22 protein-coding genes are annotated in these 23,562 nt (G+C 73.5%); 10 read left to right on the top strand and 12 right to left on the bottom strand.

Features of this window, described 5'->3' with window-relative positions; translation table 11 throughout:
- Position 1 precedes the first annotated feature (1 nt).
- The 6 genes from narH (at position 2) to AB0D46_RS13645 (ending at position 7,304) form a co-directional block, all read left to right on the top strand.
- Positions 2 to 1,531, top strand: a complete 1,530-nt coding sequence (narH, locus tag AB0D46_RS13670) for a nitrate reductase subunit beta (protein ID WP_362877500.1) — start codon at positions 2 to 4, stop codon at positions 1,529 to 1,531.
- Positions 1,528 to 2,268 (top strand): nitrate reductase molybdenum cofactor assembly chaperone, encoded by a 741-nt coding sequence (gene narJ / locus AB0D46_RS13665; protein WP_362877499.1) that lies wholly within the window; start codon positions 1,528 to 1,530, stop codon positions 2,266 to 2,268. The genes narH and narJ overlap by 4 nt, the downstream gene beginning before the upstream one ends.
- Positions 2,268 to 2,993, top strand: coding sequence for a respiratory nitrate reductase subunit gamma (narI, locus tag AB0D46_RS13660; RefSeq protein ID WP_362877498.1), 726 nt, complete (start codon positions 2,268 to 2,270; stop codon positions 2,991 to 2,993). Before narJ ends, narI begins: the two co-directional genes overlap by 1 nt.
- Positions 2,990 to 4,207 (top strand): TIGR04053 family radical SAM/SPASM domain-containing protein, encoded by a 1,218-nt coding sequence (locus AB0D46_RS13655; RefSeq protein WP_362877497.1) that lies wholly within the window; start codon positions 2,990 to 2,992, stop codon positions 4,205 to 4,207. The genes narI and AB0D46_RS13655 overlap by 4 nt, the downstream gene beginning before the upstream one ends.
- A gap of 34 nt (positions 4,208 to 4,241) precedes the next feature.
- The gene (gene hemG, locus AB0D46_RS13650; RefSeq protein ID WP_362877496.1) at positions 4,242 to 5,621 is read left to right on the top strand and encodes a protoporphyrinogen oxidase; all 1,380 of its coding nucleotides are present in this window, start codon (positions 4,242 to 4,244) and stop codon (positions 5,619 to 5,621) included.
- An 87-nt stretch (positions 5,622 to 5,708) separates the two neighbouring features.
- Complete coding sequence (locus AB0D46_RS13645) at positions 5,709 to 7,304, top strand: alpha/beta hydrolase (RefSeq protein ID WP_362877495.1); 1,596 nt, start codon at positions 5,709 to 5,711, stop codon at positions 7,302 to 7,304.
- A gap of 97 nt (positions 7,305 to 7,401) precedes the next feature.
- On the opposite strand, the gene moeZ is transcribed toward AB0D46_RS13645, so the two are convergent.
- The 12 genes from moeZ to AB0D46_RS13585 form a co-directional block, all read right to left on the bottom strand.
- Positions 7,402 to 8,580 (bottom strand): adenylyltransferase/sulfurtransferase MoeZ, encoded by a 1,179-nt coding sequence (gene moeZ / locus AB0D46_RS13640; RefSeq protein ID WP_281209676.1) that lies wholly within the window; start codon positions 8,578 to 8,580, stop codon positions 7,402 to 7,404.
- Positions 8,581 to 8,661: 81 nt separating this feature from the next.
- Positions 8,662 to 9,426, bottom strand: coding sequence for a spherulation-specific family 4 protein (locus AB0D46_RS13635; protein WP_362877494.1), 765 nt, complete (start codon positions 9,424 to 9,426; stop codon positions 8,662 to 8,664).
- A complete protein-coding gene (locus AB0D46_RS13630; RefSeq protein ID WP_362877493.1) occupies positions 9,414 to 10,406 on the bottom strand; it encodes an NAD-dependent epimerase/dehydratase in 993 nt (330 codons plus the stop codon). Before AB0D46_RS13630 ends, AB0D46_RS13635 begins: the two co-directional genes overlap by 13 nt.
- Positions 10,407 to 10,504: 98 nt before the next feature.
- A complete protein-coding gene (locus AB0D46_RS13625; protein ID WP_362877492.1) occupies positions 10,505 to 11,608 on the bottom strand; it encodes a hypothetical protein in 1,104 nt (367 codons plus the stop codon).
- A complete protein-coding gene (pelF, locus tag AB0D46_RS13620) occupies positions 11,605 to 13,233 on the bottom strand; it encodes a GT4 family glycosyltransferase PelF (protein WP_362877491.1) in 1,629 nt (542 codons plus the stop codon). The genes AB0D46_RS13625 and pelF overlap by 4 nt, the downstream gene beginning before the upstream one ends.
- 240 nt (positions 13,234 to 13,473) lie before the next feature.
- Positions 13,474 to 15,099: an ABC transporter ATP-binding protein gene (locus tag AB0D46_RS13615; RefSeq protein ID WP_362877490.1), complete on the bottom strand. Its 1,626-nt coding sequence runs from the start codon at positions 15,097 to 15,099 to the stop codon at positions 13,474 to 13,476.
- Positions 15,096 to 16,088 (bottom strand): ABC transporter permease, encoded by a 993-nt coding sequence (locus AB0D46_RS13610; protein ID WP_362877489.1) that lies wholly within the window; start codon positions 16,086 to 16,088, stop codon positions 15,096 to 15,098. Before AB0D46_RS13610 ends, AB0D46_RS13615 begins: the two co-directional genes overlap by 4 nt.
- A complete protein-coding gene (locus AB0D46_RS13605) occupies positions 16,085 to 17,068 on the bottom strand; it encodes an ABC transporter permease (protein WP_362877488.1) in 984 nt (327 codons plus the stop codon). The genes AB0D46_RS13610 and AB0D46_RS13605 overlap by 4 nt, the downstream gene beginning before the upstream one ends.
- Positions 17,065 to 18,819 carry an ABC transporter substrate-binding protein gene (locus AB0D46_RS13600; protein ID WP_362877487.1) on the bottom strand — a complete coding sequence of 585 codons (1,755 nt, stop codon included), beginning with the start codon at positions 18,817 to 18,819 and terminating at the stop codon, positions 17,065 to 17,067. Before AB0D46_RS13600 ends, AB0D46_RS13605 begins: the two co-directional genes overlap by 4 nt.
- 174 nt (positions 18,820 to 18,993) lie before the next feature.
- On the bottom strand, positions 18,994 to 19,089 hold the full coding sequence (locus AB0D46_RS13595; RefSeq protein ID WP_319189154.1) for an Ms4533A family Cys-rich leader peptide: 96 nt from the start codon (positions 19,087 to 19,089) through the stop codon (positions 18,994 to 18,996).
- Positions 19,090 to 19,159: 70 nt separating this feature from the next.
- Positions 19,160 to 20,626 carry a DUF3152 domain-containing protein gene (locus AB0D46_RS13590; RefSeq protein ID WP_362877486.1) on the bottom strand — a complete coding sequence of 489 codons (1,467 nt, stop codon included), beginning with the start codon at positions 20,624 to 20,626 and terminating at the stop codon, positions 19,160 to 19,162.
- A gap of 5 nt (positions 20,627 to 20,631) precedes the next feature.
- The gene (locus tag AB0D46_RS13585) at positions 20,632 to 21,612 is read right to left on the bottom strand and encodes an alpha/beta hydrolase (RefSeq protein WP_362877485.1); all 981 of its coding nucleotides are present in this window, start codon (positions 21,610 to 21,612) and stop codon (positions 20,632 to 20,634) included.
- A gap of 134 nt (positions 21,613 to 21,746) precedes the next feature.
- Here AB0D46_RS13585 and AB0D46_RS13580 point away from each other — a divergent pair, with 134 nt between their 5' ends.
- The 4 genes from AB0D46_RS13580 to AB0D46_RS13565 all read left to right on the top strand — a co-directional run bounded on the left by AB0D46_RS13580 (position 21,747) and on the right by AB0D46_RS13565 (position 23,538).
- Positions 21,747 to 21,962 carry a hypothetical protein gene (locus AB0D46_RS13580; RefSeq protein WP_362877484.1) on the top strand — a complete coding sequence of 72 codons (216 nt, stop codon included), beginning with the start codon at positions 21,747 to 21,749 and terminating at the stop codon, positions 21,960 to 21,962.
- Positions 21,963 to 22,130: 168 nt separating this feature from the next.
- On the top strand, positions 22,131 to 22,769 hold the full coding sequence (locus tag AB0D46_RS13575; RefSeq protein WP_362877483.1) for a TetR/AcrR family transcriptional regulator: 639 nt from the start codon (positions 22,131 to 22,133) through the stop codon (positions 22,767 to 22,769).
- A 120-nt stretch (positions 22,770 to 22,889) separates the two neighbouring features.
- Entirely contained in the window at positions 22,890 to 23,120 is a 231-nt protein-coding gene (locus AB0D46_RS13570; RefSeq protein ID WP_362877482.1) for a DUF3107 domain-containing protein, read from the top strand.
- 115 nt (positions 23,121 to 23,235) lie between these two features.
- The gene (locus tag AB0D46_RS13565) at positions 23,236 to 23,538 is read left to right on the top strand and encodes a hypothetical protein (RefSeq protein ID WP_362877481.1); all 303 of its coding nucleotides are present in this window, start codon (positions 23,236 to 23,238) and stop codon (positions 23,536 to 23,538) included.
- Positions 23,539 to 23,562 lie beyond the last annotated feature (24 nt).

Below are 23,562 nucleotides of genomic sequence, written 5' to 3'. Positions count from 1 at the left end.
CATGCGCGTCATGGCACAGATCGCGATGGTGATGAACCTCGACAAGTGCATCGGCTGTCACACCTGTTCGGTCACCTGCAAGCAGGCGTGGACCAATCGGCAGGGCACCGAGTACGTCTGGTTCAACAACGTGGAGACCCTCCCCGGCCAGGGCTACCCGCGCCGCTGGGAGGACCAGGAGAAGTGGAAGGGCGGCTGGGAACGCACCCGCTCCGGCCGGCTGCGGCTGCGGGCGGGCGGCCGGCTCGCCAAGCTCGGCAAGATCTTCGCGAACCCGGACCTGCCGGGGATCGACGACTACTACCAGCCGTGGACCTACGAGTACAAGAACCTCACCGAGGCCCCCGCCGGCGACGACATGCCCACGGCCCGGCCCGTCTCCCAGCTCACGGGCGAGCCCATCGACACGATCGAATGGGGTCCGAACTGGGACGACAACCTCGGCGGCGCCCCCGCGCACGCGCCGAAGGACCCCATGGTGGAGAAGATCCGCGACGAGGTCGGCGAGAAGATCCGCTTCGAGTTCGAACAGAGCTTCATGTTCTACCTCCCGCGGATCTGCGAGCACTGCCTGAACCCGGCGTGCGTCTCCTCCTGCCCCTCGGGCGCGATGTACAAGCGCGAGGAGGACGGCATCGTCCTCGTCGACCAGGACCGCTGCCGCGGCTGGCGGATGTGCGTGACGGGCTGCCCGTACAAGAAGGTGTACTTCAACCACCACACCGGCAAGGCCGAGAAGTGCACGTTCTGCTTCCCGCGCATCGAGGTCGGCATGCCCACCGTGTGCTCCGAGACCTGCGTGGGCCGGATGCGCTACCTCGGCGTGATGCTCTACGACGCCGACGCGGTGGCGCGGGCCGCGGCCGTCGAGGACGAGCACGACCTGTACCCCGCCCAGCTGGACTGCTTCCTGGACCCCCACGACCCGGCCGTGGCCGTGGCCGCCCGGGCGGCCGGCATCACGGACGAGTGGCTGGAGGCGGCCCGCCGGTCCCCCGTGTACGACCTGATCGCCGGCTACCAGGTCGCCCTGCCCCTCCATCCGGAGTACCGCACCCTGCCGATGGTCTGGTACGTCCCCCCGCTGTCCCCGGTCGTCGAGGCGGTCGCCGCCACCGGCAGCGACGGCGAGGACGCGGGCAACCTGTTCGGGGCGATCGACGCGCTGCGCATCCCCGTCGCGTACCTGGCGGCGATCCTCACGGCGGGCGACACGTACGCCGTCGAGGCGGTGTTGCGCCGGATGGCGGCCATGCGGGCCCACATGCGGAAGATCAACCTCGGCGAGCCGAAGGACGAGTCGATCGCCGCCGCGGTCGGCCTGACCGGCCGCGAGATGGAGGACATGTTCCGGCTGCTGGCCATCGCCAAGATCGAGGACCGGTACGTGGTCCCCACGGCCGCCCGCCCCGACGCCGACGCGCTCACCGACACCCACCCGCTCGACGTCGGCTGCCCCGTGGCCGGGCCCGCCGAACCCGCCGAGCGCCGCGTGATGCTCAACCTCAGCCCCACCAGGAGGAGTTCGTGAACCCCCATGGCCTGGTACGCCTGGTCGCCGGCCGCGCCCTGCAGTACCCGGGCGAGCACTTCCACGACGAGCTCCCCCGGCTCCGGGCGGCCCTCGCCGGGGCACCCGCCCAACCGGCCGCGCTGCTCGACGCGTTCCTCGACCACACCGAGCGGCTCGGCCCGATCGAGCTGTGCGCCGAGTACACCGCCACGTTCGACACCCGCAACCGGCGCTGCCTCTACCTGACCTGGTGGACCGACGGCGACACGCGCCGGCGCGGCCTGTCCCTCGTCCGCCTGAAGCGGATCTACCGGGACTTCGGGCTGGAGTTCGCCGGCGAGGAGCTGCCCGACTTCCTCCCGGTGGCGCTGGAGTTCGCGGCGCTGCGGGAGGAGGCCGGCACCGAGCTGCTCCAGGAGCACCGGGCCGGGCTGGAGCTGCTGCGCCTGGCGCTCACCGAGTCCGGGTCCCCGTACGCCCGGGTCCTGGAGGCCGTCTGCGCCGCGCTGCCCGGCACCTCGCCGCGGACCCGGGCGGCGGCCAGGGCGCTGGCGCGCAACGGGCCGCCGCAGGAGCTGGTGGGCGCGGGTTCGGCCCTCGAACCCTTCGGCCCGGGCATCGACCCGCCACAGGAGCTGCCGGCGGACTTCCCCGCGGTGCTCGCGGGCGGCCTCCCCCCGGTGCTCGCGGGCGGCCTTCCCGCGGGTCGGACCGCCGACCTGCCCTGGCCCACCACCGGAAGGAGGACGGCCTGATGGACCTCCTGCTGTGGGGCGTGCTGCCGTACGTCTCGATCGCCCTGCTCGTCGCGGGCACCGCATGGCGGGCCCGGTACGACCAGTTCGGCTGGACCACCCGCTCCTCCCAGTCGCACGAGTCCCGGCTGCTGCGGATCGGCTCCCCGCTGTTCCACTTCGGCATGCTGTTCGTCGTCGTGGGCCACGTCGTCGGCCTGCTGATCCCGATGGACTGGACCGACGCCCTCGGGCTGAGCGACCACGCCTACCACCTCCTCGCCGTCTCCACCGGCGCCGTCGCGGGCGTCGCGGCCGCCGCGGGCATCGGGATCCTGGTGTACCGCCGGTTCACGGTCCCGGCGGTCCGCCGGGCGACCCTGCGCGGCGACCACCTGATGTACACCTTCCTGCTCGGCGCGATGGCCCTGGGGCTGACCGCCACTCTCCTCAACTCAACCGGGCAGACCGGCGGTTACAACTACCGCGAGGGCATCTCGATCTGGTTCCGCAGCCTGTTCACCCTCACGCCCGACTACGCGTTGATGGCCGGCGCCCCTGTGGTCTTCAAACTGCACGTCCTGTTCGGCCTCACCCTGTTCGCGCTCATCCCGTACTCGCGGCTGGTGCACATGTTCTCCGCGCCGCTGAAGTACCTGGTCCGGCCCTACGTGGTCTACCGGCGGCGCGATCCCCGGCAGCAGGCGAACCGGCCGCCGAGGCGGGGCTGGGAGCGACTGTCGTGAAGCGGCCCACCGTCGTGCGCCGGCCCCGGCACGCGGTCGCCGAGCGTCCCTTCCTCGTCATCTGGGAGGCCACCCGGGCCTGCCCGCTGGCCTGCCAGCACTGTCGGGCCGAGGCCCTGACGGCCCGCGACCCCCGGGAGCTCGACGGGGCGGACGCCCGGCGGGTGATGGAGCAGAGCGCCGCCTTCGGCCGGCCCGGTCCGCTGTTCGTGATCACCGGCGGGGACCCCTTCCAGCGCGCCGACCTCACGGACCTGATCGCGTACGGGACCTCGCTCGGGCTGCGGGTCGCCGTCTCCCCCTCCGGGACCCCGACCCTGACCCGGGAGAACCTCGAAGCCGTCCGGGGCGCCGGCGCGGTGGCCCTGTCGCTGTCCCTGGACGCCTCCACCGCCGCCCGGCACGACGCCTTCCGGGGCGTCCCCGGCGTGTACGAGCGGACCCTCCAGGGCTGGCGAACCGCCCGCGAGCTGGGCTTGAGGGTGCAGGTCAACACCACGGTCACGCGCGCGGGCCTGGAGGACCTCGCCGACATCGCGGCCCTCGTCCGGCGCGAGGGCGCGATGCTGTGGTCGGGGTTCCTGCTGGTGCCGACCGGGCGGGCGCGGAGCATGGACCCGCCGGCCCCCGCGGAGATCGAGGACGTCCTGCACTTCCTGTACGACTGCGGCGCGGTGATGGCCACCAAGACCACCGAGGGCCACCACTTCCGCCGGGTCGCGCTCCAGCGGAGCGTGCTCGACGCGCGCGGCGAGCGCCCCGCCCTCGGTCCGCTGTACGAGCGGCTGCGCGCCCGCGCCGACGACCTCGAACTCTTCGAGGGCGCGCGGCGGGCCGTGCGGCGGGCCCCGATGGACGTCTCCTCGGGGCGCGGCTTCGTCTTCGTCTCGCACACCGGCGAGGTGCACCCGAGCGGTTTCCTGCCGCTGTCCGGCGGCAACGTCAAGGACCGCGCGCTGGCCTCGGTCTACCGGGAGTCGGAGCTGTTCACCTCGCTGCGGGATCCGGCGCTGCTGCGCGGCCGGTGCGGGGCGTGCGAGTACAAGGCGGTGTGCGGGGGCTCGCGGTCGCGGGCGTACGGCGCCACCGGGGACGTGCTGGCGGCGGATCCGTACTGCGCGTACGAGCCGGGCAGCTTCCCGTACCCGCAGGACGTGGCGGCCCTGACCGAAAGCACGATGCGCCGCACCCCACCCGTCCCATATGTTCCATGAGGGAACATATCGCCCACGGCCGCAGGAGAAGACAATGCGTTCAGTGATCGTCGTCGGTGGCGGCATCAGCGGTCTCGCGGCCGCCTGGCAACTGCGCGGCCGCGCGGACGTCACCGTGCTGGAGGGCCAGGCCCGGGTCGGCGGCAAGCTGCGTACGGGCACCCTCGCCGGCGTCACCGTCGACGAGGGCGCCGAATCGTTGATGGCGCTGCGACCGGAGGCCGTGGAACTGGCCGCGGCCGTCGGCCTCGGCAACGCCCTGTGCGACCCGGCGCGGTCTCCCACCACCGTCTGGACCCACGGCGCCCTGCGCCCGCTCCCCGTCGGGCACGTCATGGGCATCCCCACCGACCCCGCCGCCCTGACCGGCACGGGCCTGCTCTCCCCGGAGGGCGTCCGGCGGGCCGAGGCGGAGGAGACCCTGCCGGCCGCCCCGCTCACCGCGGACTGCTCCGTCGGCGCCTACCTCGGCGCCCGCCTCGGCCGGGAGGCCGTCGACCGCCTGGTCGAACCCCTGCTGGGCGGGGTCTACGCCGGCCGCGCCGACCGCCTCTCGCTGCGCGCGGCCATGCCCCGCGTCGCCGCCCTCGCCGAACAGGGCACCCCGCTGCTGCCCGCCCTGCGCCGGATGCGGGCCGCGGGCGCGCCCCGCTCGGCCGCGGTGGCCGTACAGGGCGTGGCCGGCGGCACGGGCCGCTTCCCGCAGGCCGTGGCGCGGGCCTGCGGCGCGCGCATCCTCACCTCCACCACGGCCCGCTCGCTGCACCGGCTGCCGGGCGGCGGCTGGCGCGTCCACGCGATGACCTCCGACGGCCCGCTGACCATGGACGCCGACGCCGTGATCCTCGCGCTCCCCGCCTTCGCCGCCGCCGAACTGCTGCGCCCCCATTCCCCGCTCGCCGAGGAGGAGCTCGCGGGCATCGCGCACGCCTCCACCGCCGTCGTCACCATGGCCTTCTCCCGGGCGCGGTCCCACTTCCTGCCCGAGGGCAACGGCTTCCTCGTCCCGCCCGTGGACGGCCACGCCCTCAAGGCCGCCTCGTTCCTCTCCAACAAGTGGGCGTGGCCGCACGACTCGGCCCCCTCGGTGTTCGTGCTCCGCGCCTCCATCGGCCGGATCGGCGAGGACGAGGTGCTGGACCGGCCCGACCGACACCTGGTGCGCACCGCCATCGCCGAACTCCACCACGCGGTGGGCCCCATGGGCGAACCCCTGGCCGCCCGCGTCACCCGCTGGGACCGGGGCCTGCCGCAGTACGGCGTCGGCCACCGGGAGCGGGTGACGCGCATCCGCGAGGCCGTCGGCAAGCTCCCCGGCCTCGCGGTGTGCGGAGCGGCGTACGAGGGCGTGGGCGTCGCGGCCTGCGTGGCGACGGGCCGCAACGCCGCGAAGGAGATCCTGGCCGACGACTGACCCCGACACGGGCAGGGCGGGGCCGTCGGACCCCCGAACGGCCCACGGCGCGGGCGGAGCCGCCACGGCCCCCGCAGGATGGGGAACATGCCGAGAAACGCCCTGCGGAACGCCGCTGCCGCCGCCCTCGCCGCCGCGCTGCTCACCACCGCCGCCTGTTCCGACGGGGGCGACGCGAAGAAACCGGGGGCCGACGGCTCCGGCGACGTGAAGCCCCTCAAGTGGGGCGAGTGCGACGCCCCCACCGCGCTCCAGGGCGGCGGTCCGACGCCCGGCAAGGACTGGCAGTGCGCCACCCTCGACGTGCCCCTGGACTACGCGGATCCCGGGGGCGAGACGATCCCGATCGCGCTGATCCGTGCCAAGGCCCGGGACCCGAAGAACCGGATCGGCTCGCTCGTCTTCAACTTCGGCGGCCCGGGCGGCTCCGGCATCGCGACGCTGCCCGGCGCGGCCAAGGAGTTCGACGCCCTGCGCGACCGCTACGACCTGGTCAGCTTCGACCCCCGGGGCGTGGGCGCCAGCGCCCCCGTCAAGTGCGAGACCGACAAGCAACTGGACGCGTACTACGCCCAGGACTCCTCCCCGGTCACCCCGGCGCAGGAGACGGCGTACCTGGACGGCATCAAGAAGTACCAGAAGGCCTGCCGGACGAACTCGGGCCAGGTCCTGCCGTACGTCGGCACCGAGAACGCCGCCCGCGACCTGGACCGGATCCGCCAGGCCCTCGGCGACGAGAAGCTGAACTACTTCGGCATCTCCTACGGCACCGAACTCGGCGGGGTCTACGCCCACCTCTTCCCCAAGAACGTCGGCCGGGCCGTCTTCGACGCCGTGGTGGACCCGACGCAGACCTCCGAGCAGGGCTCCCTCGGCCAGGCCAAGGGCTTCCAGCTCGCCCTCGGCAACTTCGCGCAGGACTGCGTGGACCGGGGCGACGCCTGCGCGCTCCAGGGCAGCACCGCCAAGGAGATCGAGGACAACGTCATCAAGCTCCAGAAGTCGCTGGCCGCCAAGCCCATCGCGGGCATCGGCGACCGGCAGCTCACGGAGAGCGCCGCGACCAACGGCATCGCGCAGGCCCTGTACTCCAAGGAGCTGTGGCCGCTGCTGGAACAGGGCCTCGACGAGGCGGAGGGAGGCCAGGGCCAGCTGCTGATGGCCTTGTCCGATTCCCTCAACGGGCGTGATCAGGAAGGGCGTTACAGCAACATCATGGCCGCCAACACGGCCATCAACTGCGCCGACTCCAAGGAGCGCCACACCCTGGAGCAGACCAGGGCCAAGCTCCCCGAGTTCCGCGCGGCCTCGCCCGTCTTCGGGGACTTCCTCGGCTGGGCCATGCTGAGCTGCACCGACTGGCCCGTGGCGGGCGCCTGGGACACCCCGGACGTCTCCGCCCCCGGCTCCGCCCCGATCCTGGTGATCGGCAACACCGGCGACCCGGCGACCCCGTACGAGGGCGCCCGCAAGATGGTGGAGCGCCTCGGTGCGGGCGTGGGCGTGGAGCTGACGTACAAGGGCGAGGGGCACGGCGCGTACAACAGCGGCGACCCCTGCGTGCAGAAGGCGGTGAACGGCTACCTGTTGGACGGGAAGGTACCGACCGCCAACTCGGTCTGCACGGCGGCCCCGGACGCCACGAAGACCCCCGACGGACCGCAGGCCTCGGAGAGCACCTGAGCCGGTGACCCCGCCGCCTCCCGGGAACCCGAACGGGGCCGTACCGCGCGGACGCGGTACGGCCCCGTCGGGACGTTCGGGGGACCGGGGGGTCGCCCTAGTAGATCGGCTTCTCCGGCTCGATCTGGTGGACCCAGCCGATGACGCCGCCACCGACGTGCACCGCGTCCGCGAAGCCCGCGGACTTCAGGACGGCGAGGACCTCCGCACTGCGGACACCCGTCTTGCAGTGCAGGACGATGCGCTTGTCCTGGGGCAGGTCCTGGAGGGCCGTGCCCATCAGGAACTCGCCCTTGGGGATCAGCTTCGCGCCGGGGATCGAGACGATCTCGTACTCGTTGATCTCACGGACGTCGATGATCTCGATCGGCTCGTCGTTGTCGATCCACTCCTTGAGCTGCTTGGGAGTGATCGTCGAACCCGCGGCGGCCTCCTGGGCCTCCTCCGACACGACGCCGCAGAAGGCCTCGTAGTCGATGAGCTCCTTGACGGTCGCGTTCGGACCGCACACCGCGCAGTCGGGGTCCTTGCGGACCTTGACCTGGCGGTACTGCATCTCCAGGGCGTCGTAGATCATCAGGCGGCCGACCAGCGGCTCGCCCACGCCCGTGAGGACCTTGATGGCCTCGGTGACCTGGATGGACCCGATGGACGCGCAGAGCACGCCCAGCACGCCGCCCTCGGCGCAGCTCGGGACCATGCCCGGCGGCGGCGGCTCCGGGTACAGGCAGCGGTAGCACGGCCCGTGCTCGGACCAGAAGACCGAGGCCTGACCGTCGAAGCGGTAGATCGAACCCCACACGTACGGCTTGTTCAGCAGCACGCAGGCGTCGTTGACCAGGTAACGGGTGGCGAAGTTGTCCGTGCCGTCGACGATGAGGTCGTACTGGCTGAAGATCTCCATCACGTTCTCGGCTTCGAGCCGCTCTTCGTGAAGGACCACGTTGACGTACGGGTTGATGCCCAGCACGCTGTCGCGCGCCGACGCGGCCTTGGAACGGCCGATGTCCGCCTGGCTGTGGATGATCTGGCGCTGCAGGTTCGACTCGTCGACCTCGTCGAACTCCACGATGCCCAGCGTGCCGACGCCGGCCGCGGCCAGGTACATGAGGGCGGGCGAGCCGAGACCGCCGGCGCCCACCGCGAGCACCTTGGCGTTCTTCAGGCGCTTCTGCCCGTCCATCCCGACATCGGGAATGATCAGGTGACGGGAGTACCGACGGACCTCGTCAACGGTGAGCTCAGCAGCTGGCTCTACCAGGGGTGGCAGCGACACGGGGGCTCCAGGCGGGTCATCCCCGCGGTCACGGGGAGCATCAAAGGCTAGTTATGTCCCGTAACACTGCCACGCTCCACTTCATTCCGAGACACTCGTCCCGATCCGCGAGACGATTTCGTCCCAGTACCCGGGCATCGAGGCCCACGGGTCCCGGTCCCCGGCGCCCCGCCGGTCGGTGAGCCACACCGTGCCGGCGCCCTGCCAGCGGGCGATCCGGACGGCCTCCTCCAGGTGGGTGCGGGGCACCCCGTGGACGAGGTGGCAGAACCGCTCCGGCGGGTGCTCGGCCGTCCACTCCGCCACCTGCGACCACCGGTAGTCGGCCCAGGCCCCGGAGAAGGTGACCAGCTGGTCGGCGGCCTCCGCGTAGCCCGCGTACGGATGCGTGCCGTGCCCGAGGACGATCAGCAGCTGCTCGCCGAGCCCGCGCAGCGCGTCCACGACCCGGCGGACGAAGGCCAGTTCCGACCGGTCGGCGGGCGCGTCGGCGAGGTAGAAGCCGCCGACCCCGTACCAGTCGCGGAACCGGTGCGCGTCGGCGACCAGCTCCGCGAGGGGCCGCGTTCCGTCCCGCATGGCGAGATGGCCGAGCAGCCGGGGACCGCCGGCGCCGGGCGTGCGCAGCTTCGCGGCCGCGTCGCCGCAGTGCGGGTCCGGGCGGCCGCCCGGGCCCTCCGTGACGTTGAGGACCGCCCAGTGCAGGGGGGTGCCGGGCCGGGTCAGTTCGGCCCACTCCACGGGGGCGAGCAGGGGGTGGGCGTAGCCCGGGGCGCCGAGACCGAGGCGGCCGGCCTCGGTCGCGGCGGCCGCCGGGCTTCCGGGCGGCGTGGTCAGATGCGGCACGCCGCCTCCATCCAGATGTCCGCCAGGGATTCCTCCAGGTTGATCCGCGGCCGCCAGCCGAGCCGGTCGCGGGCGGTGCGTACGTCGGCCTGCTGCCAGGGGCCGCAGCCGTCCGGGTACGGATAGGGCTGCGGTGCGGTCCCGGCGATCTGCTCGGGGGTGGCCTCGGAGCGCGGCGAGCCGATGGCGGCGAGGCCCGGCGGCCGGCCGGGGTGCCCGTGCTGGGGCAGGTCCAGTTCGTGCAGGGCTCCTCCGTACCCGGCGACCCGGGCGAGGACGGCGGCGGCGTCGCGCAGCCGGACGGCGCGGCCGGTGCCGATGTTGACGACGCCCTGGGCGGCGGACAGCGAGGCGGCGTGCACGGCTCGCGCGACGTCCCGTACGTCGACGAAGTCGCGCTGCACGCCGAGGCCGCTCAGCTTGAGTTCGCCGTCCCCGGACTGCATGGCCCGCCGCATGGCCTCGGCGAGCCGGCCGAGCGGGGAGCCGGCGGGGGTGCCGGGACCGACGGGCGAGAAGATCCGCAGGACGACGGCGTCCAACCCCGACCCGAGGACGAGCTCGGTGGCGGCCAACTTGCTGACGCCGTACGGCCCCCCGGGTCTCGGCACGGCGTCCTCGGCCGTGGACGAACCGGGCTGGCTGGGCCCGTACTCGGCGGCGCAGCCGAGCTGGACGAGCCGGGCCCCGCAGCCGCTGCGGCGCAGCGACTCGCAGATGGTGGCGACGGCGACGGTGTTGTGCCGGGTCAGTTCCCGGGCGCCGCCGCGGGTGGCGCCCGCGCAGTTGATGACGACGCCCGGGTGGACGGCGTCGAGGAAGCGGGTGAGCGCGCCGGGGCTGCCCGTGGCGAGGTCGAAGCGGACGTCGGCGTCGTCCCCGCGGCCGAGCGCGGTGAGCTGGACGGCGGGGTCGGCGAGCAACCGGTCCGCGACGTAGCGGCCGAGGTACCCGTTGGCTCCGATCAGCAGCACCCTCATCGCGCCGCCCCTTGGTTGTTTGGCTGGCCGGTCATCCTGTTGCTCCTTGGTGGTGGGGTTCGGTAGGGGGTACGGCGCTCCGGCGTCGGCTCCGAAGCTCAGGGACGCGCGTGGGCCGAGGCCCGGGACAGCGCGAGGAAGGCGTGGACGAGGAGTCCCGCGGCGGCGGCCGTCACCACCGCCGGGACCGGGACCAGGGCCAGGGCCAGGGCCACGGCCGGCGGAGCGCCGCGGCTGCCGTGGCCGAGCAGCAGGCGGGCCAGGAACAGCAGCACCGCGAGCGGCACCGCCGTGGCGAGGGCGGCTCCGGTCACCGCGGCCGCCCCCGTGGCGGCCGCGGTGAACAGCAGGAGGGTCCCGGCGAGCAGGGGCCGCGCCCCGTCGGCGAAGTCCTCCAGGGCCCGGCTGGCGGCGAGCCGGCGCCGGGCCCCGGCGGCGAACAGGACCGCGGCGAGGTGCCCGGGGGCGACGGCCAGGGCGAGGGCGGCGCCGAGGGCGGGTCCGTGTCGGTGCACGGCCCAGCCGACGGCGGCGGCGCCGAGCAGGTGGGCGAGCCGGGGGAACCTGCCCCCGGCGACCCGCCCGGGCCACACCAGGGCCCCGGCGGTGACGAGCACCGCGAGGGGGCCTGCCCACGGCGTCCCGGTGGCGGCCGCACCGAGCGCGAGGGCGCCGGGCAGCAGGGAGTACCCGACGCGGCGCAGTGCCGGCCCGCTCGCCGCCCGGCCGGCCGGCGCCGGGGCGGCGGGAACGGGGCGGGCGGCCTCGTCCCGGGGGGCACGGGCGTACAGCTCCTCCGCGAGGGAGAAGACGTCGCGGTGCCGGAACCGGGCGGCGGTGCGGTCGGTGATGCCGTGCGCTTCGAGTCCGGCGGCGATCTCCAGCGGGTCGACGGCCCGCTCGCAGAGCTCCCGGTGCCGGTACAGCAGCGACTTGACGGGGTCCCCGCCGGGGGTCCGCCGCCGGGGGGCCTGCGGGGCGGTCCCGTCGGAACCCGCACCCGGGCCGGGGCCAGGGCCGGGGCCGGGGCCGGGGCCAGGGCCGGGTCCAGGCCCGGGATCGGCGGGAGCCGGCCCGGCCGGGGCGACCGGTACGGCCGACGCGACGGAGACGACCGGCCCGACCGGGGCGACGGGTACGGCCGCCGGCCCGCCGGGGCCGTGCGCGTCGCCCGCGAGGGGGCCGTGGTCGAGGGTGGTCACGCGGTGGCCTCCGTGATCCCGGAGGCGCCGCCGGTGGGGCCGGGGGTCGCCCAGGTGGGGGTCGTCCAGTGGCCCGGGACCCGGGCTTCGGCGGGCTGCTCGAACGGGATCTCCCCGTCGGGCCGGGCGGAGCCGCGGGCCAGCAGCCGCAGGTAGATCTCCTGGAAGGCGCCGACGTTCTGCTCGACGGTGAACAGTTCGAGGGCCCGGGCCCGGGCGGCCGCGCCGAGCCGCTGGGCCCGTTCGGGTTCCCCGAGCAGGGCGAGGCAGGCGTCGGCGAGGGCGCGGGGGTTGCGGGGCGGGACGACGAGCCCGGTGCCGCCGATGACCTCGCGGACGGCGCCGACGTCGGTGGAGACGGTGGCCCGGCCGCAGAACATGGCTTCGGCGAGGGTGAGGGGGAAGCCCTCGATCACCGAGGACAGCACCACGATCCGCCCCGCTCCGTACGCGTCGGCCGGCGAGGGCACCTCGGGGCCGCCGACCTCCTCGAAGGTGACCGGGCTCTCCCCCACCGTGCGGGCGTCGGCGGCCTCGTAGGGGAAGAGCTGCGCGGCCAACGAGCGGCAGTCGGCGAGGTAGTTCACGGCGGTGGCGCCGGGCGCGACGGCCGTGGCGAGGATCCGCAGCCGGGCGCGCGGGGCGGCCCTGCGGACGTCGGCGAAGGCGTGCAGCAGGGCGATCAGGTCCTTGGCCGGGTCGATCCTGCCGACCCACACCAGGGTGTCGGGGTCGCCGCGGTCCGGCTCCTCCCCGACGGCGGCGAATCGGTCCGCCTCCATTCCCGGGTAGACGGTCCGCAGCCGGTCGCGGGGGGCGCCGCAGCGCTCCTGCCAGCGGCGGGCGTGGGCGTTGCCGGGGGTCAGCAGGTCGGCCCGGGCGTAGATCTCGCCGGCGAGGCGGGTCTGGAAGGCGGCGAGCAGGGCGCGCAGCGCGGGCCGGGTGTCGTCGGTGTCGGCCAGGTAGTGGGAGCGCAGTTGCACCCCGTACTCGGTGACCAGCAGCGGGACCCCGAAGAAGCGTTTGGCCAGGAGTCCGGGGAGCGCGGCGATCCCACCGGCGGCGGCGTGGCAGACGTCGACCGCGCCGAGGCCCTCGGCGCCGTCCTCGTACCAGTCCAGGGACAGCGGGCGCAGCGCCCGTTCCAGTTCGTCGACGAACTCCAGCAGGTCCGGTACCTGCGCCGTGCGCACGGCGCGGCCCGCGCCCGCGGCCCGGCAGGCGGACTCGACCGTGCGCACGGCCGTCTCGGAGCGCAGGGCGGCGTACATCCCGCCCTGTTCGCGGGCGAGTTCGGCGAGGCCGTAGAGGCCGGCGGCGAAGGGGTCGCCCTGGCCGGCGCAGACGCCCCGGACCAGGTCCCCGAAGGCTTCGGTGAAGCGGCGGCGCTCGCGGCGGGAGTGGGTGCGCCCGTCGTCGGCGGGGGCCCACAGCGGGGCGGTCCGTACGCGGGTGACGTGGTCGGGGAGCGGGACGCGGCCCGCGCTCTCCTGACCGGCGCTGCGGCTCAGCGCGTAGAGCTCGAACTCGTGCTGCGGGAGCCCGCGCACGAGCCGGTCGCACCACAGCCTCGCCTCTCCGGCCGCATACGGATATCCGCCTTCCGTGAGCAGTGCGATCCGCACGGGTGGTACCCCCGATCTCCCTTTCAGGGGGTCGCCGTTGGCCCGGCGACCCGCCGCGGAAGAACTCAAGCGGATATGCCGAAGGCGCGACGGACGGTTGTCCGTCGCGCCACCGGAAGGGGTGAAGAGTCGTAACTTTCCCGTACGGTTCGCGTTCGAGCACGCTAGGAAAGGGTGTCTCAACGGCCTCCCGCGCACTCCCCCGAACGCGCCCCGACTTCCCGGGAGCGTCCCCCACGACTACGCGATGGCCTCCTGTCGCGCGGAGCGCCGGTCGGCGGCCAGCGCGGGGTCGAGGGCCGGTACGGCGTCGAGCAGCCGGCGGGTGTACGGGTGCTCGGGCCGGTCGTAGACCCGGTCGACGGGGCCCTCCTCGACGATCAGTCCGCCGCGCATGACGGCGACCCGGTCGCTGACCTGTCGGACCACCGCGAGGTCGTGCGCGATGAAGACCAGCGCGATGCCGAGCTCCCGCTGGAGTTCCGCGAGCAGGGCCGTGACCTGGGCCTGGGTGGTGACGTCGAGGGCGGAGACCGGTTCGTCGCAGACGATGAGGCGGGGCCGGGGGGCGAGCGCGCGGGCGATGCCGACGCGCTGGCGCTGGCCGCCGCTGAACTCGTGCGGGTAGCGGTCGTGGTGCCCGGCCTCCAGTCCGACGCGGACGAGGAGTTCCCCGACTCGGGAGCGGATGGCGTCCTCGTCGCGTTCCCCGGCGGCGCGCAGCGGGTCGGCGATGGACTCCCCGACGGAGCGGCGCGGGTTGAGGGAGGACACCGGGTCCTGGAAGACCATCTGGGCCCCGGCGGAGATGCCCTTGACCTCGGCGCCCGCGCGGCGGACCTGCCCGGAGGTGGGCGCCAGCAGGCCGACGAGCATCCGGCCGAGGGTGCTCTTGCCGCTGCCGCTCTCCCCGACGATGCCCAGCGTCTCGCCTTCCCGTACGGCGAGGGACACGCCTGCGACGGCGGTGGTCCGGCGCCCGCCCCGGCCGAACTCGCGGCGCAGGTCGAGGGCCTCGACGGCGGGCGCGGACTCGGCGGGGGCGGCCCGCAGCCGGGGCGGGCGAGGGGTGTCGAGCCGGGGCACGGCGGCCAGCAGGGTCCGGGTGTACGCGGCTCGCGGCGCGGTGAGGACCTCGGCGACGGGTCCCCGTTCGACGGCGGCGCCGTCCCGCATGACGAGCAGGTCGTCGACGCTCTCCGCGGCCACGCCCACGTCGTGGGTGACGAGCAGCAGGCCGAGGCCGCGTTCCTCGCGCAGTCCGTGCAGCAGGTCGAGGATCTGCGCCTGGACGGTGACGTCGAGGGCGGTGGTCGGTTCGTCGGCGATCAGCAGGCGCGGTTCGCAGGCCAGGGCCATCGCGATGAGGGCGCGCTGACGCATGCCGCCGCTGAACTCGTGGGGTCGGGACCGGGAGCGTCGTACGGCGTCGGCGATGCCGACCCGGTCCAGGACCTGGACGGCCCGGGCCCGGGCGGCCCGGCGGGTGCCGCCCGCGTGGACCCGGTACACCTCGGCGATCTGGTCGCCCACGGCCTGGTACGGGTCCAGCGCGCTCAGCGGGTCCTGGAAGACCATCGCGGCGGTCGAGCCGCGCAGCCGGCGCAGGTCGGCGGCGGAGGCCGCGTCCACGTCGGTGCCGGCGACGCGGACGGTGCCGCCGAGGCGGGCGCCCGTACCGCGGTGCAGCCCCAACAGCGCGGCGGCGACGGTGGACTTGCCGCTGCCGGACTCGCCGACGATGGCCAGCGCGCGGCCGTGTTCCAGGGTGAACGAGACGCCGTCGACGGCCCGTAGGCGCCGACCGGGCCCGCCGATCGGGAAGTCGACGACGAGGTCGTCGACCTCCACCAGGAGTTCCGTCATGCGAGGGCCACCCTTCGGTCGGCGACGGCGTGGAGCAGGTCGGCGACGGCGCCGGCGATGACGACCGCCGCTCCGATGGTGAGGACGACGCCCACGACCACGGGCAGGTCGACGACGCGCACGCCGTCGATCAGGGTCTTGCCGAGGCCGGGGATGCCGAAGAGGGACTCGGTGAGGACCGCGCCGCCGATCATGGTGCCGAAGTCCACGGCGCTGAGCGCGATCACGGGGGCCACGGCGCCGCGCACGGCGTGCCGGGTGATGAGGGCGCGCTCGCCGACGCCGTAGGCGCGGAAGGTGCGGATGTGGTCCTCCGCGAGCGTCTCCAGCGTCGAACTGCGGCTCAGTCGGGCGTACTTGGCGCTTTCGAACAGGCCGAGGGTGAGCCAGGGCAGCAGCAGGTTCCAGGCCCATTGCTCGGGGTCCTCGCTCAGCGGGACGTACGTCGGGAAGGGCAGCCACTGGAGGTGGGCGCAGACCGTCATGAGCAGCAGCAGGCCGAGGATGAAGACGGGCGTGCCCGTTCCGGCGAGGGTCAGGACGGTCAGGGCCCGCTCGGTGAGGCCGCCGCGGCGCAGCGCGGAGAGCAGTCCCGTGCCGACGCCGACGACGAGCCAGACGACGAGCGCGCCGACGGCGAGCGAGAAGGTCGCGGGCAGCCGTTCCAGGAGCAGCTCGGTGACCTGTCGGTCGTTCTGGTAGGAGAAGCCGAGGCAGGGCGCGTCGCAGTGCAGCAGCAGTCCGGCGCCGCCGGAGTAGTCCCGACCGACCAGGATCCCTTGGACGAAGCGCAGGTACTGCACGGTCACGGAGTCGTTCAGGCCGAGTTGTTCGCGGACCTGGGCGATCTGTTGCGGGTTGCAGCGCTCGCCGCAGGCGAGGCGGGCGGGATCGCCGGGGGCGACGTAGAAGAGGGCGTAGATGACGACGGACAGGGCGAGCATGACGAGCAGGGCGCCGCCGGTCCGTTTGAGCGCGAAGGAGGTCACGCCGTGCGTTCCTTCCTGGTGCCGACCCGCAGGCGCGAGCCCTCGCGCGGGTCGAGGGCCGTGCGGACGGCGTCGCCGAGGACGGTGAAGGCCAGCACGGTGGCGAAGAGCAGCCCGGCGGGGAGCAGGACGTAGGCGGGATCGGCGCGGAACCAGGTCTGCGCGCTTGAGAGCATCTGCCCCCACGAGGGGGTCGGCGGTTTGACCCCGACGCCGAGGAAGGACAGCGAGGCCTCGGCCACCATGGCGGTGGGGACCTTGATCGCGGCGAGGGTGATGACGGGCGCGGCCAGCGCGGGCAGCAGTTCGCGGCGGGCGATCCGCAGCGTGCCGTTCCCGGAGAGCCGGGCGGACTGGACGAAGTCGAGGCCGGTCAGGGCGAGCGTCTGGGCGCGCACCATGCGGGCGGTGCCGCCCCAGTCGAACAGTCCGATGAGCAGGATCAGCAGCAGTTCGCGGGGGAAGTCGGACGGGACGACGGCGGTGAGGGCGATGCCGATGACCAGCATGGGCAGCGCGATCATCACGTCGGTGAACCGGCCGATGAACTGTCCGACGAAGCGGTTGCCGAGGGCCGCGGCGAGTCCGACGGCCACGCCGACGGCGATCTGTACGGCGGTGGCACCGAGGGCGACGAGCAGCGAGACCCGCGCTCCGTACAGGAGGCGGGTGAAGAGGTCGCGGCCGGTGCCCGGTTCGACGCCGAGCCAGTGGTCGGCGGAGACGCCGCCGAAGGAGCCGAGGGGGACGCCGCCGCGCGCGGAGTCGACGAGGTCGTCATGGTAGGCGTTCGGGTCCTGGCCGGTGAGCTGGGCGAACAGCGGTGCGGTGAGGGCGAGCAGGACGAGCAGGGCCAGGGTCGTGGCGGCGGCGATCGCCGAGGGGCGGCGCAGCACCCGGCGCAGGACCTGGCGCGCGGCGCCCGCCGCCGGGGGGACGGCCCCGGCGGCGGAGACCGGCTTGTCGATCAGGACGCTCACTTGACGGAGACCTGCGAGATGTCGAGGACGCCGGTCCAGTCGCTGATGACGACGTTCTTGACGTCTTTGCCGACGAGGCGCTTGTAGACCGGGTGGAAGAGCGGAACGTCGAGGGCCTGCTCGCCGATCTTCTTGTCGAGGGCGCCCCAGCGCTTGCCCGCGGCGGCGAGGTCGGTGAGCTTGGCGATCTCGTCGATCTCGGTGTTCACGGCCGGGTCGTCGAGTTGCGCGTGGTTGTAGTTGGAGCCGTTGGTGACGATCTGCCGGCCGTCGAAGATCGGGGCGAGGAAGGGGGCGCCGGAGGGCCAGTCGGCGCCCCAGCGGGAGAGGAAGAAGCCGGGCGTGTTCTTGACGTCCCAGCGCTTCTCGTTGAAGGCGTTGTTCTCCAGGCCCTCCAGCTTGACGGTGATGCCGGCGGCGGCGAGGGCCTGCTGGACGGCGGTGGCGACCTCGGGGCTGGTCTGCCGGTTCTGCGCGGTGGAGTGGGTCAGGGTGATGGTGAGGCCGTCGGGGTGGCCGGCTTCCCTGAGGAGCTCCTTGGCCTTCTCCGGGTTGCCGGTCTTTCCCGCCGGGAAGTGGTCGTAGGCGGTGAAGCCGAAGGCCTCGCGTTCGGGCAGGAAGGTGGTGGCGGGCTCGGCGAGGGCGGAGCCGCCGGCCGCGTTGATGACGCTGGTGCGGTTGATCGCGTACGAGATGGCCTGGCGGACCTTCGGGTTGTCGAAGGGGGCGACCTTCGGGTTGAAGGCCAGGTAGTTGATGTAGCCGAAGTGGCCGGTACCGACGCGGGAGGCCAGTTCCTCGTTGCCACCGATCTGGGCGAGTTCCGCGGGACCGAGGTTGGTATCAGTGGTGACGGCAGCCGCGTCGGGGCCGGAACTGGTGGTCAGGCGCTGGTTGATGACGGCGGCGTCGAGTCCGGAGCGGACGTCGATCCTGTCCGGGTAGGCCTTGCGCTCCTCGTCGGTCTTCTCGTCCCAGTGCTCGTTGCGCTCCAGGGTGAGGTGTTCGCCGTCGCCGTCGTTCTTGACGACCTTGTACGGGCCGGAGGAGACCGGGTGTTCCTCGTACTTGACTCCGGTGTCCTTGGACTTGGGCACGGGGGCGAACTGGGTCTGGGTGGCGAGGAAGGGGAACTCGCCTTCGGGCTTGCGGAGTTTGAAGACGATCGTCCTCGCGTCCGGCACGACGATGGAGTCGAGGCCCTTCCCGCCGTCCTTGTAGGGACCCTCGTAGCTCTCCCCGCCGACCAGCCAGTCCCTCAAGTAGGGCGCGCCGCCCGAGAGTTCGGCGGCGAAGGACCGTTCGATGCCGTACTTGATGTCGGCGGTGGTGATCGGGGAGCCGTCCTCGTACTTCAGCCCGTCCTTGAGGGTGTACGTCCACTCGGTGGCGTCGGCGTTGGGCTTGCCGAGGTCGGTGGCGAGGTCGGGGACGACCTTCGCGCCGGCCGGTCCGTCCTCGCGGTTGCGGGTGGTCAGGGTGCGGAAGACCAGCGAGGGAACGTTTCCGCCGCCCGAGGTGTAGAGCCGTGCGGGGTCGAAGTCGCTCTGCGGCTCGTTGTTGAGGACGGTCAGGGTGCCGCCCTTCTGCGGGGCGGCCCCGGCGGTGCCCGGCTTGCCCTCGGCGGCGGCCTTGCCGGTGGCGTCCTCGGGTCCGCACGCCGCGGCTCCCCCGGCCAGTACGAGGCTGACGGCGACCGCGGCGACGCGGCGCGCTCGGTGGGACTGACGGGCTGGACCGACGGAATGCATGGGAAATGGGACCTCTCGGCACGGAGCGGGATGCGGAAAAGGCCACGCGAAGGGCAGCTGTCGCCGGTCGGCGAACGGAAGGGACCGTCAAGAACAGGGCAGCCGCGCCCGCGGGCAGGAAGGGCCCGGGCGCGGCGAAGCAGTCGGTGAGGAAGTCGCGCGCTCAGGCAGGCGTCAGCGACAGGAGATGTCGGCCACGCTGTGCGCGGCCACACCGAGGAGCGCCAGCTCGATGGCGGCGCTCGCGAAGAGGGTGTGGCGGTGCGACATGCGGAGAACAATGACCGATGAGCGGACGCGTTGTCAACGAAACGGCTATGGCCCGCTCCGCGCCTTTGCGTCAACTCCCGGGATATACCCAGGGATTGGGCTTGCATTGAATATTGTTGATGTTGAGGGATTTCGTCTGCTGCTGCATGATCGGCGCGAGCGCACCCGGCGTCTGGCAGTTGACGTGCCCGTGTCCGAGTCGGTGTCCGACCTCGTGGTTGATGAGCATCTGGCGGTAGGCCACCATCTGGTCCGGCCCGAAGGTCGTCGAGCCCTGGGCCCAGCGGAACGCGTTGATCATCACGCGTTCGGTGGAGGCGGAGTCGCAGGAGACGTTGTCGACGGTGGTGTCCAGCGAGGACTTGGCGCACCACACGCCGGTCGTCCCGGGACTGGCCAGGGTGATCACGAACAGCACCTCACCGGCCGGGACCCGCTCGAAGGCCATCTGCCCGCCGTGCGCCCAGCTGCGCGGGTCGTTGAGGGTGCGCTGCACGGCTTCCGCGAAGAGCTTCTGGTCCATGCCGAGCCCCTGCTCGACGTCGACCCGGTAGCGCACCACCGTGCCCTTGCCGGGCGCCTTCTCCACGCCGGGCACGGTGTCGAAGGTGCCGGGGCCCTTCAGTTGGGCGTCGATGGGCAGTTGCAGGGCCATCTGTTGTTCGTACGTCAACGGCTGCGCGGGCGCGGCCACGACCGGCGGGGAGTCGGGGGTCGGGCGGCCCTCGGAGCGGTCCGTACGGCCGCTCATGGCCCGTTCGCCGCCGTCACCGCCGGCGACCGCCGTCCCGGCGCCGGAGTCCCCGTCGAGCGCCACCTGACCCGCGACGACGACGGCCAGCACGGTGGTGACGGCGGCGGCGGCCATCCCGGTGTAGGTACGGAACTTCGCGCCGCGCCCGGAGCCGGTGCGCTCGTCGGGGGCGGCCGGCTCGGACTCCCGCGGCCCGGGCACCAGCGGCGCCGCCGACGGGTCGTCGGCGAAGGGCCGGCCGGTCACGAAGGGGTCGTCGGCGAAGGGGCCGGAGGGGCGGGAACCGGGGCCGGAGGCGCGGGAGCCGGTGCCGAAGCGGGCGGCCGGGAACGGATCGGCGACGGGCGGAGCGGGGGCGGGCGGCGCGGCCGAGCGCGCCGGCGCAGAGGCGTACGCGGACGTTCGGGGGACGCCCCCCCGGTCCCCGTGACCGGCCTGGGCCCCGGTCTCCGTCAGCGGGTTCGCGCCCCAGGCGCCGCCCGGTTCGTGCTGCTCGGGCCGGCCGCCGGGCCGCGCGGCGGGGCCGGAGCGGGCCGGCGGTACGTACCCCTGGTGGATGACGGTGGGCTCCGGCGTCCGGCGCGGGCCGCGCGCGTCCTCGTGGGGGGCGGCGGGCCCCGCCGCGAACGCGGGGGCCGCGGACGCCTCGTGGGGCGCCGGTTCGTACAGGTCGCCGGGGAAGGATCCCCAGGGATCCTCGTACGGCGCGGGCTCCGGCCGCGGCGGGCCGTCCGCCGGAGCGGGTCCGGCGGGTGCGGCGGCCTTGCGACTATGTCGTCCCACGGTCCTCAGCCCTTGCCGTCTTCGGTATCTCGATCGGTGTCGTGCAGCAGCTCCCGGAACGCGGTGGCGACCACGTCCGGGTACTCCATCATCGCCACGTGCCCGGCCTCGGGCAGACACAGCAACCGCGAACCCCGGAAGGCGGCGGCGGCCTTGCGCGCCATACGGTACGAGACCAGTTGGTCCCGGCCACCGTAGACCAACAGGGTCGGTGCGAGCACCCGCTGGGCCTGACGCCACAATCCGTGCTGCCCACCGAGGGTGTAGGCGTCGACGATCCCCCGCGACGAGCGGGCCAACGCGTCCCAGAAGTACGGCAGCGCCATCCGCCGCTCCATCTCCTCGACGGCCCAGCCGAAGCCCTCCGGCGTCACCCGTGCGGGGTCCCCGTAACAGAGCGCCGTCACCCCCCGGGTGCGCTGCTCGGCGGTCAATCCGCGGCTCAGGCGCGTGCACAGCGCGGCCATGCCGGGCAGCGCCAGCAGGGCGGTGGGGACGGCCGACCGCTGCACGCGCAGTTCCGGCAGCGCCGGCGACACCAGCGTCAACGTGCGCACCAGGTCGGGCCGGACGGCCGCGATCCGGGTGCAGACCGCGCCGCCGAGGGAGTTCCCGAACAGGTGGACGGGACCGCGCCCGGCGGCGTCGAGGTGGCGGATGACGGCGCGGGCGAGCGCGCTCAGCGAGTAGTCCCGGTCGGCGGGGGGTGGCGACCAGCCGAAGCCGGGGAGGTCCACGGCCTCGGCGTCGACGCTGTCGGCCAGCTGCTCCATGAGCGCCGACCAGTTCTGGGAGGAACCGCCGAGTCCGTGCACGAACAGCACGGGCGGCAGACCCTCCCGTACGGGTGGCCGGAAACGTACGTTCAGCTCCAGGCCCGGCAGCGTGACGGTGCGCAGCTGCTCCCCCTCGGCCACTCGTACCGCCCCCACCTGGGGGTTCGGCTCGACGGTGGACCGCACACCCGGCAGCTCGGTCGAAGACATGCGGCAATGTTACGAGAGGATCACGCCCACCCCCCGGACTTCCCTTGTGTTGGCGGTCACAGGACCACCTGGCGGCGCATCGCCGATCCTCCTAGGCTCGTAGATGAGGTACGAGCGAAGGCGAGGGGAGCGCGATGACAGCCGACCCCGCGGAACCGGACACCTTCCGGGAAAGCGTTCCGGACATCACCGACCCCGAGGCGCCCGAGGCCGACGCCGCGGAGCAACGGACCGAACTCCAGCCGCAGGAGGACGACCCCCTGTCCGGCCTGGAGCCGGGCGAGGCACCCGAGGCGGACGCCGCCGAGCAGGCCCGCGTCGTCCCGCTCGACGAGGAGGACTACCGCTGACCGGCCCCCGGCGGCCCGCCCACGGCCCGCGCCCGCCGCTGACCAGCGTGTCCGGCCGGTCCGTACCGCGAGAAAACTCGGCTTGAACCCACCAGATCGGGTTACCGAAAAGTACGATGGCGGCGCGGCGCAGAGCGCACTGTGTACTGAAAGAAAGTGGGAGGCGGCGTGACAGCCATCGAGCAGACCGAGGCAGCGCGTCCGCGGGGCACGCGACTGCCGCGTCGCGCCCGGCGCAACCAGCTCCTGGGCGCGGCCCAGGAGGTCTTCGTCGCACAGGGTTACCACGCCGCCGCGATGGACGACATCGCGGAGCGCGCCGGAGTCAGCAAGCCGGTGCTCTACCAGCACTTCCCCGGCAAGCTCGACCTCTACCTGGCGCTGCTGGACCAGCACTGCGAGTCCCTGCTGGTCGCCGTGCGCACGGCGCTGGAGTCGACCACCGACAACAAGCTGCGCGTGGCCGCGACGATGGACGCCTACTTCGCGTACGTCCAGGACGAGGGCGGCGCCTTCCGCCTGGTCTTCGAGTCGGACCTGACGAACGAGCCGGCGGTGCGCGAGCGCGTCGACCGGGTCTCGCTCCAGTGCGCCGAGGCGATCTCCGACGTCATCGCCGAGGACACCGGCCTGTCGAAGGACGAGTCGATGCTCCTGGCCGTGGGCCTGGGCGGGGTCTCCCAGGTGGTGGCCCGCTACTGGCTGTCCAGCGCGAGCCCGGTCGCCCGGGACACCGCCGTGGACCTGCTGACGTCGCTGGCCTGGCGCGGCATCGCCGGCTTCCCGCTGCACGGTACGGACGTCTGACCGGCGCCTGTTCGCTGCGAGCGTGTCCGCCACGAGCCGATCGTGTCCCCTCACCGGGCTAATGTGGACCGGGTACGGCGCGGCTGATCGCGCGAACCGGACCGTCGGAGGGACAAGGCCGTGGAGGTCAAGATCGGCGTGCAGCACGCACCCCGGGAGATCGTGCTGGAGAGCGACCTGAGCGCCGAGGAGCTGGAGAGCATCGTCTCCGCCGCGCTGTCGGGCACGGCGCCGCTGCTCAGCCTCACCGACATCAAGGGCCGCAAGGTCCTGGTGCCGTCGGACCGCCTGTCGTACGTCGACCTGGGCGAGCCGAGCGTGCGCAAGGTCGGCTTCGGAGCCGCGCTCTGAGGCACCGAGAACTGAGAGGAACGGCCCGGTGGTTGACTCCGCCGGGCCGTTTCCCATTGTTCCGCTTCGGGTAGGACCGCAGTGACCGCTTGCCCCGACGCATGGGAGTGACCAGATGCTGCTGATGGAGGCGCTCGGATCCGGTCTACTGGGTCTCGCCCTGGCCGGCGCGGCCGTCCGGGTGTTCGCCCCCCGGCTGCCGTCTCCCGGAACCGTCCTGGTCAGTGGCGCGGCGGGCGCGCTCTTCGGGGCCTACCTCACGCACACCGCGCTGGGCCCCGGGCACAACACCCTGGCCTACACCTTCCTCGGCGCCGCCCTGGTCTCGGCCGTCGTGCTGTCCTTGCTGCTGCGCCCCGCCCCGCAGGCGGGGAGGCAGCGCCGCCGGGCTCCGTTTTCGCTCCCGTCGCAGGGCTGAGCGGCCGCCGCCGAGCGAACCCGG

This window comes from Streptomyces sp. NPDC048383 (assembly GCF_040651775.1).
In the GTDB taxonomy this organism is placed as follows: domain Bacteria; phylum Actinomycetota; class Actinomycetes; order Streptomycetales; family Streptomycetaceae; genus Streptomyces.
The sequence above is the reverse complement of the archived record's forward strand: the minus strand, read 5'-3'. Positions and strand labels throughout refer to the sequence as shown.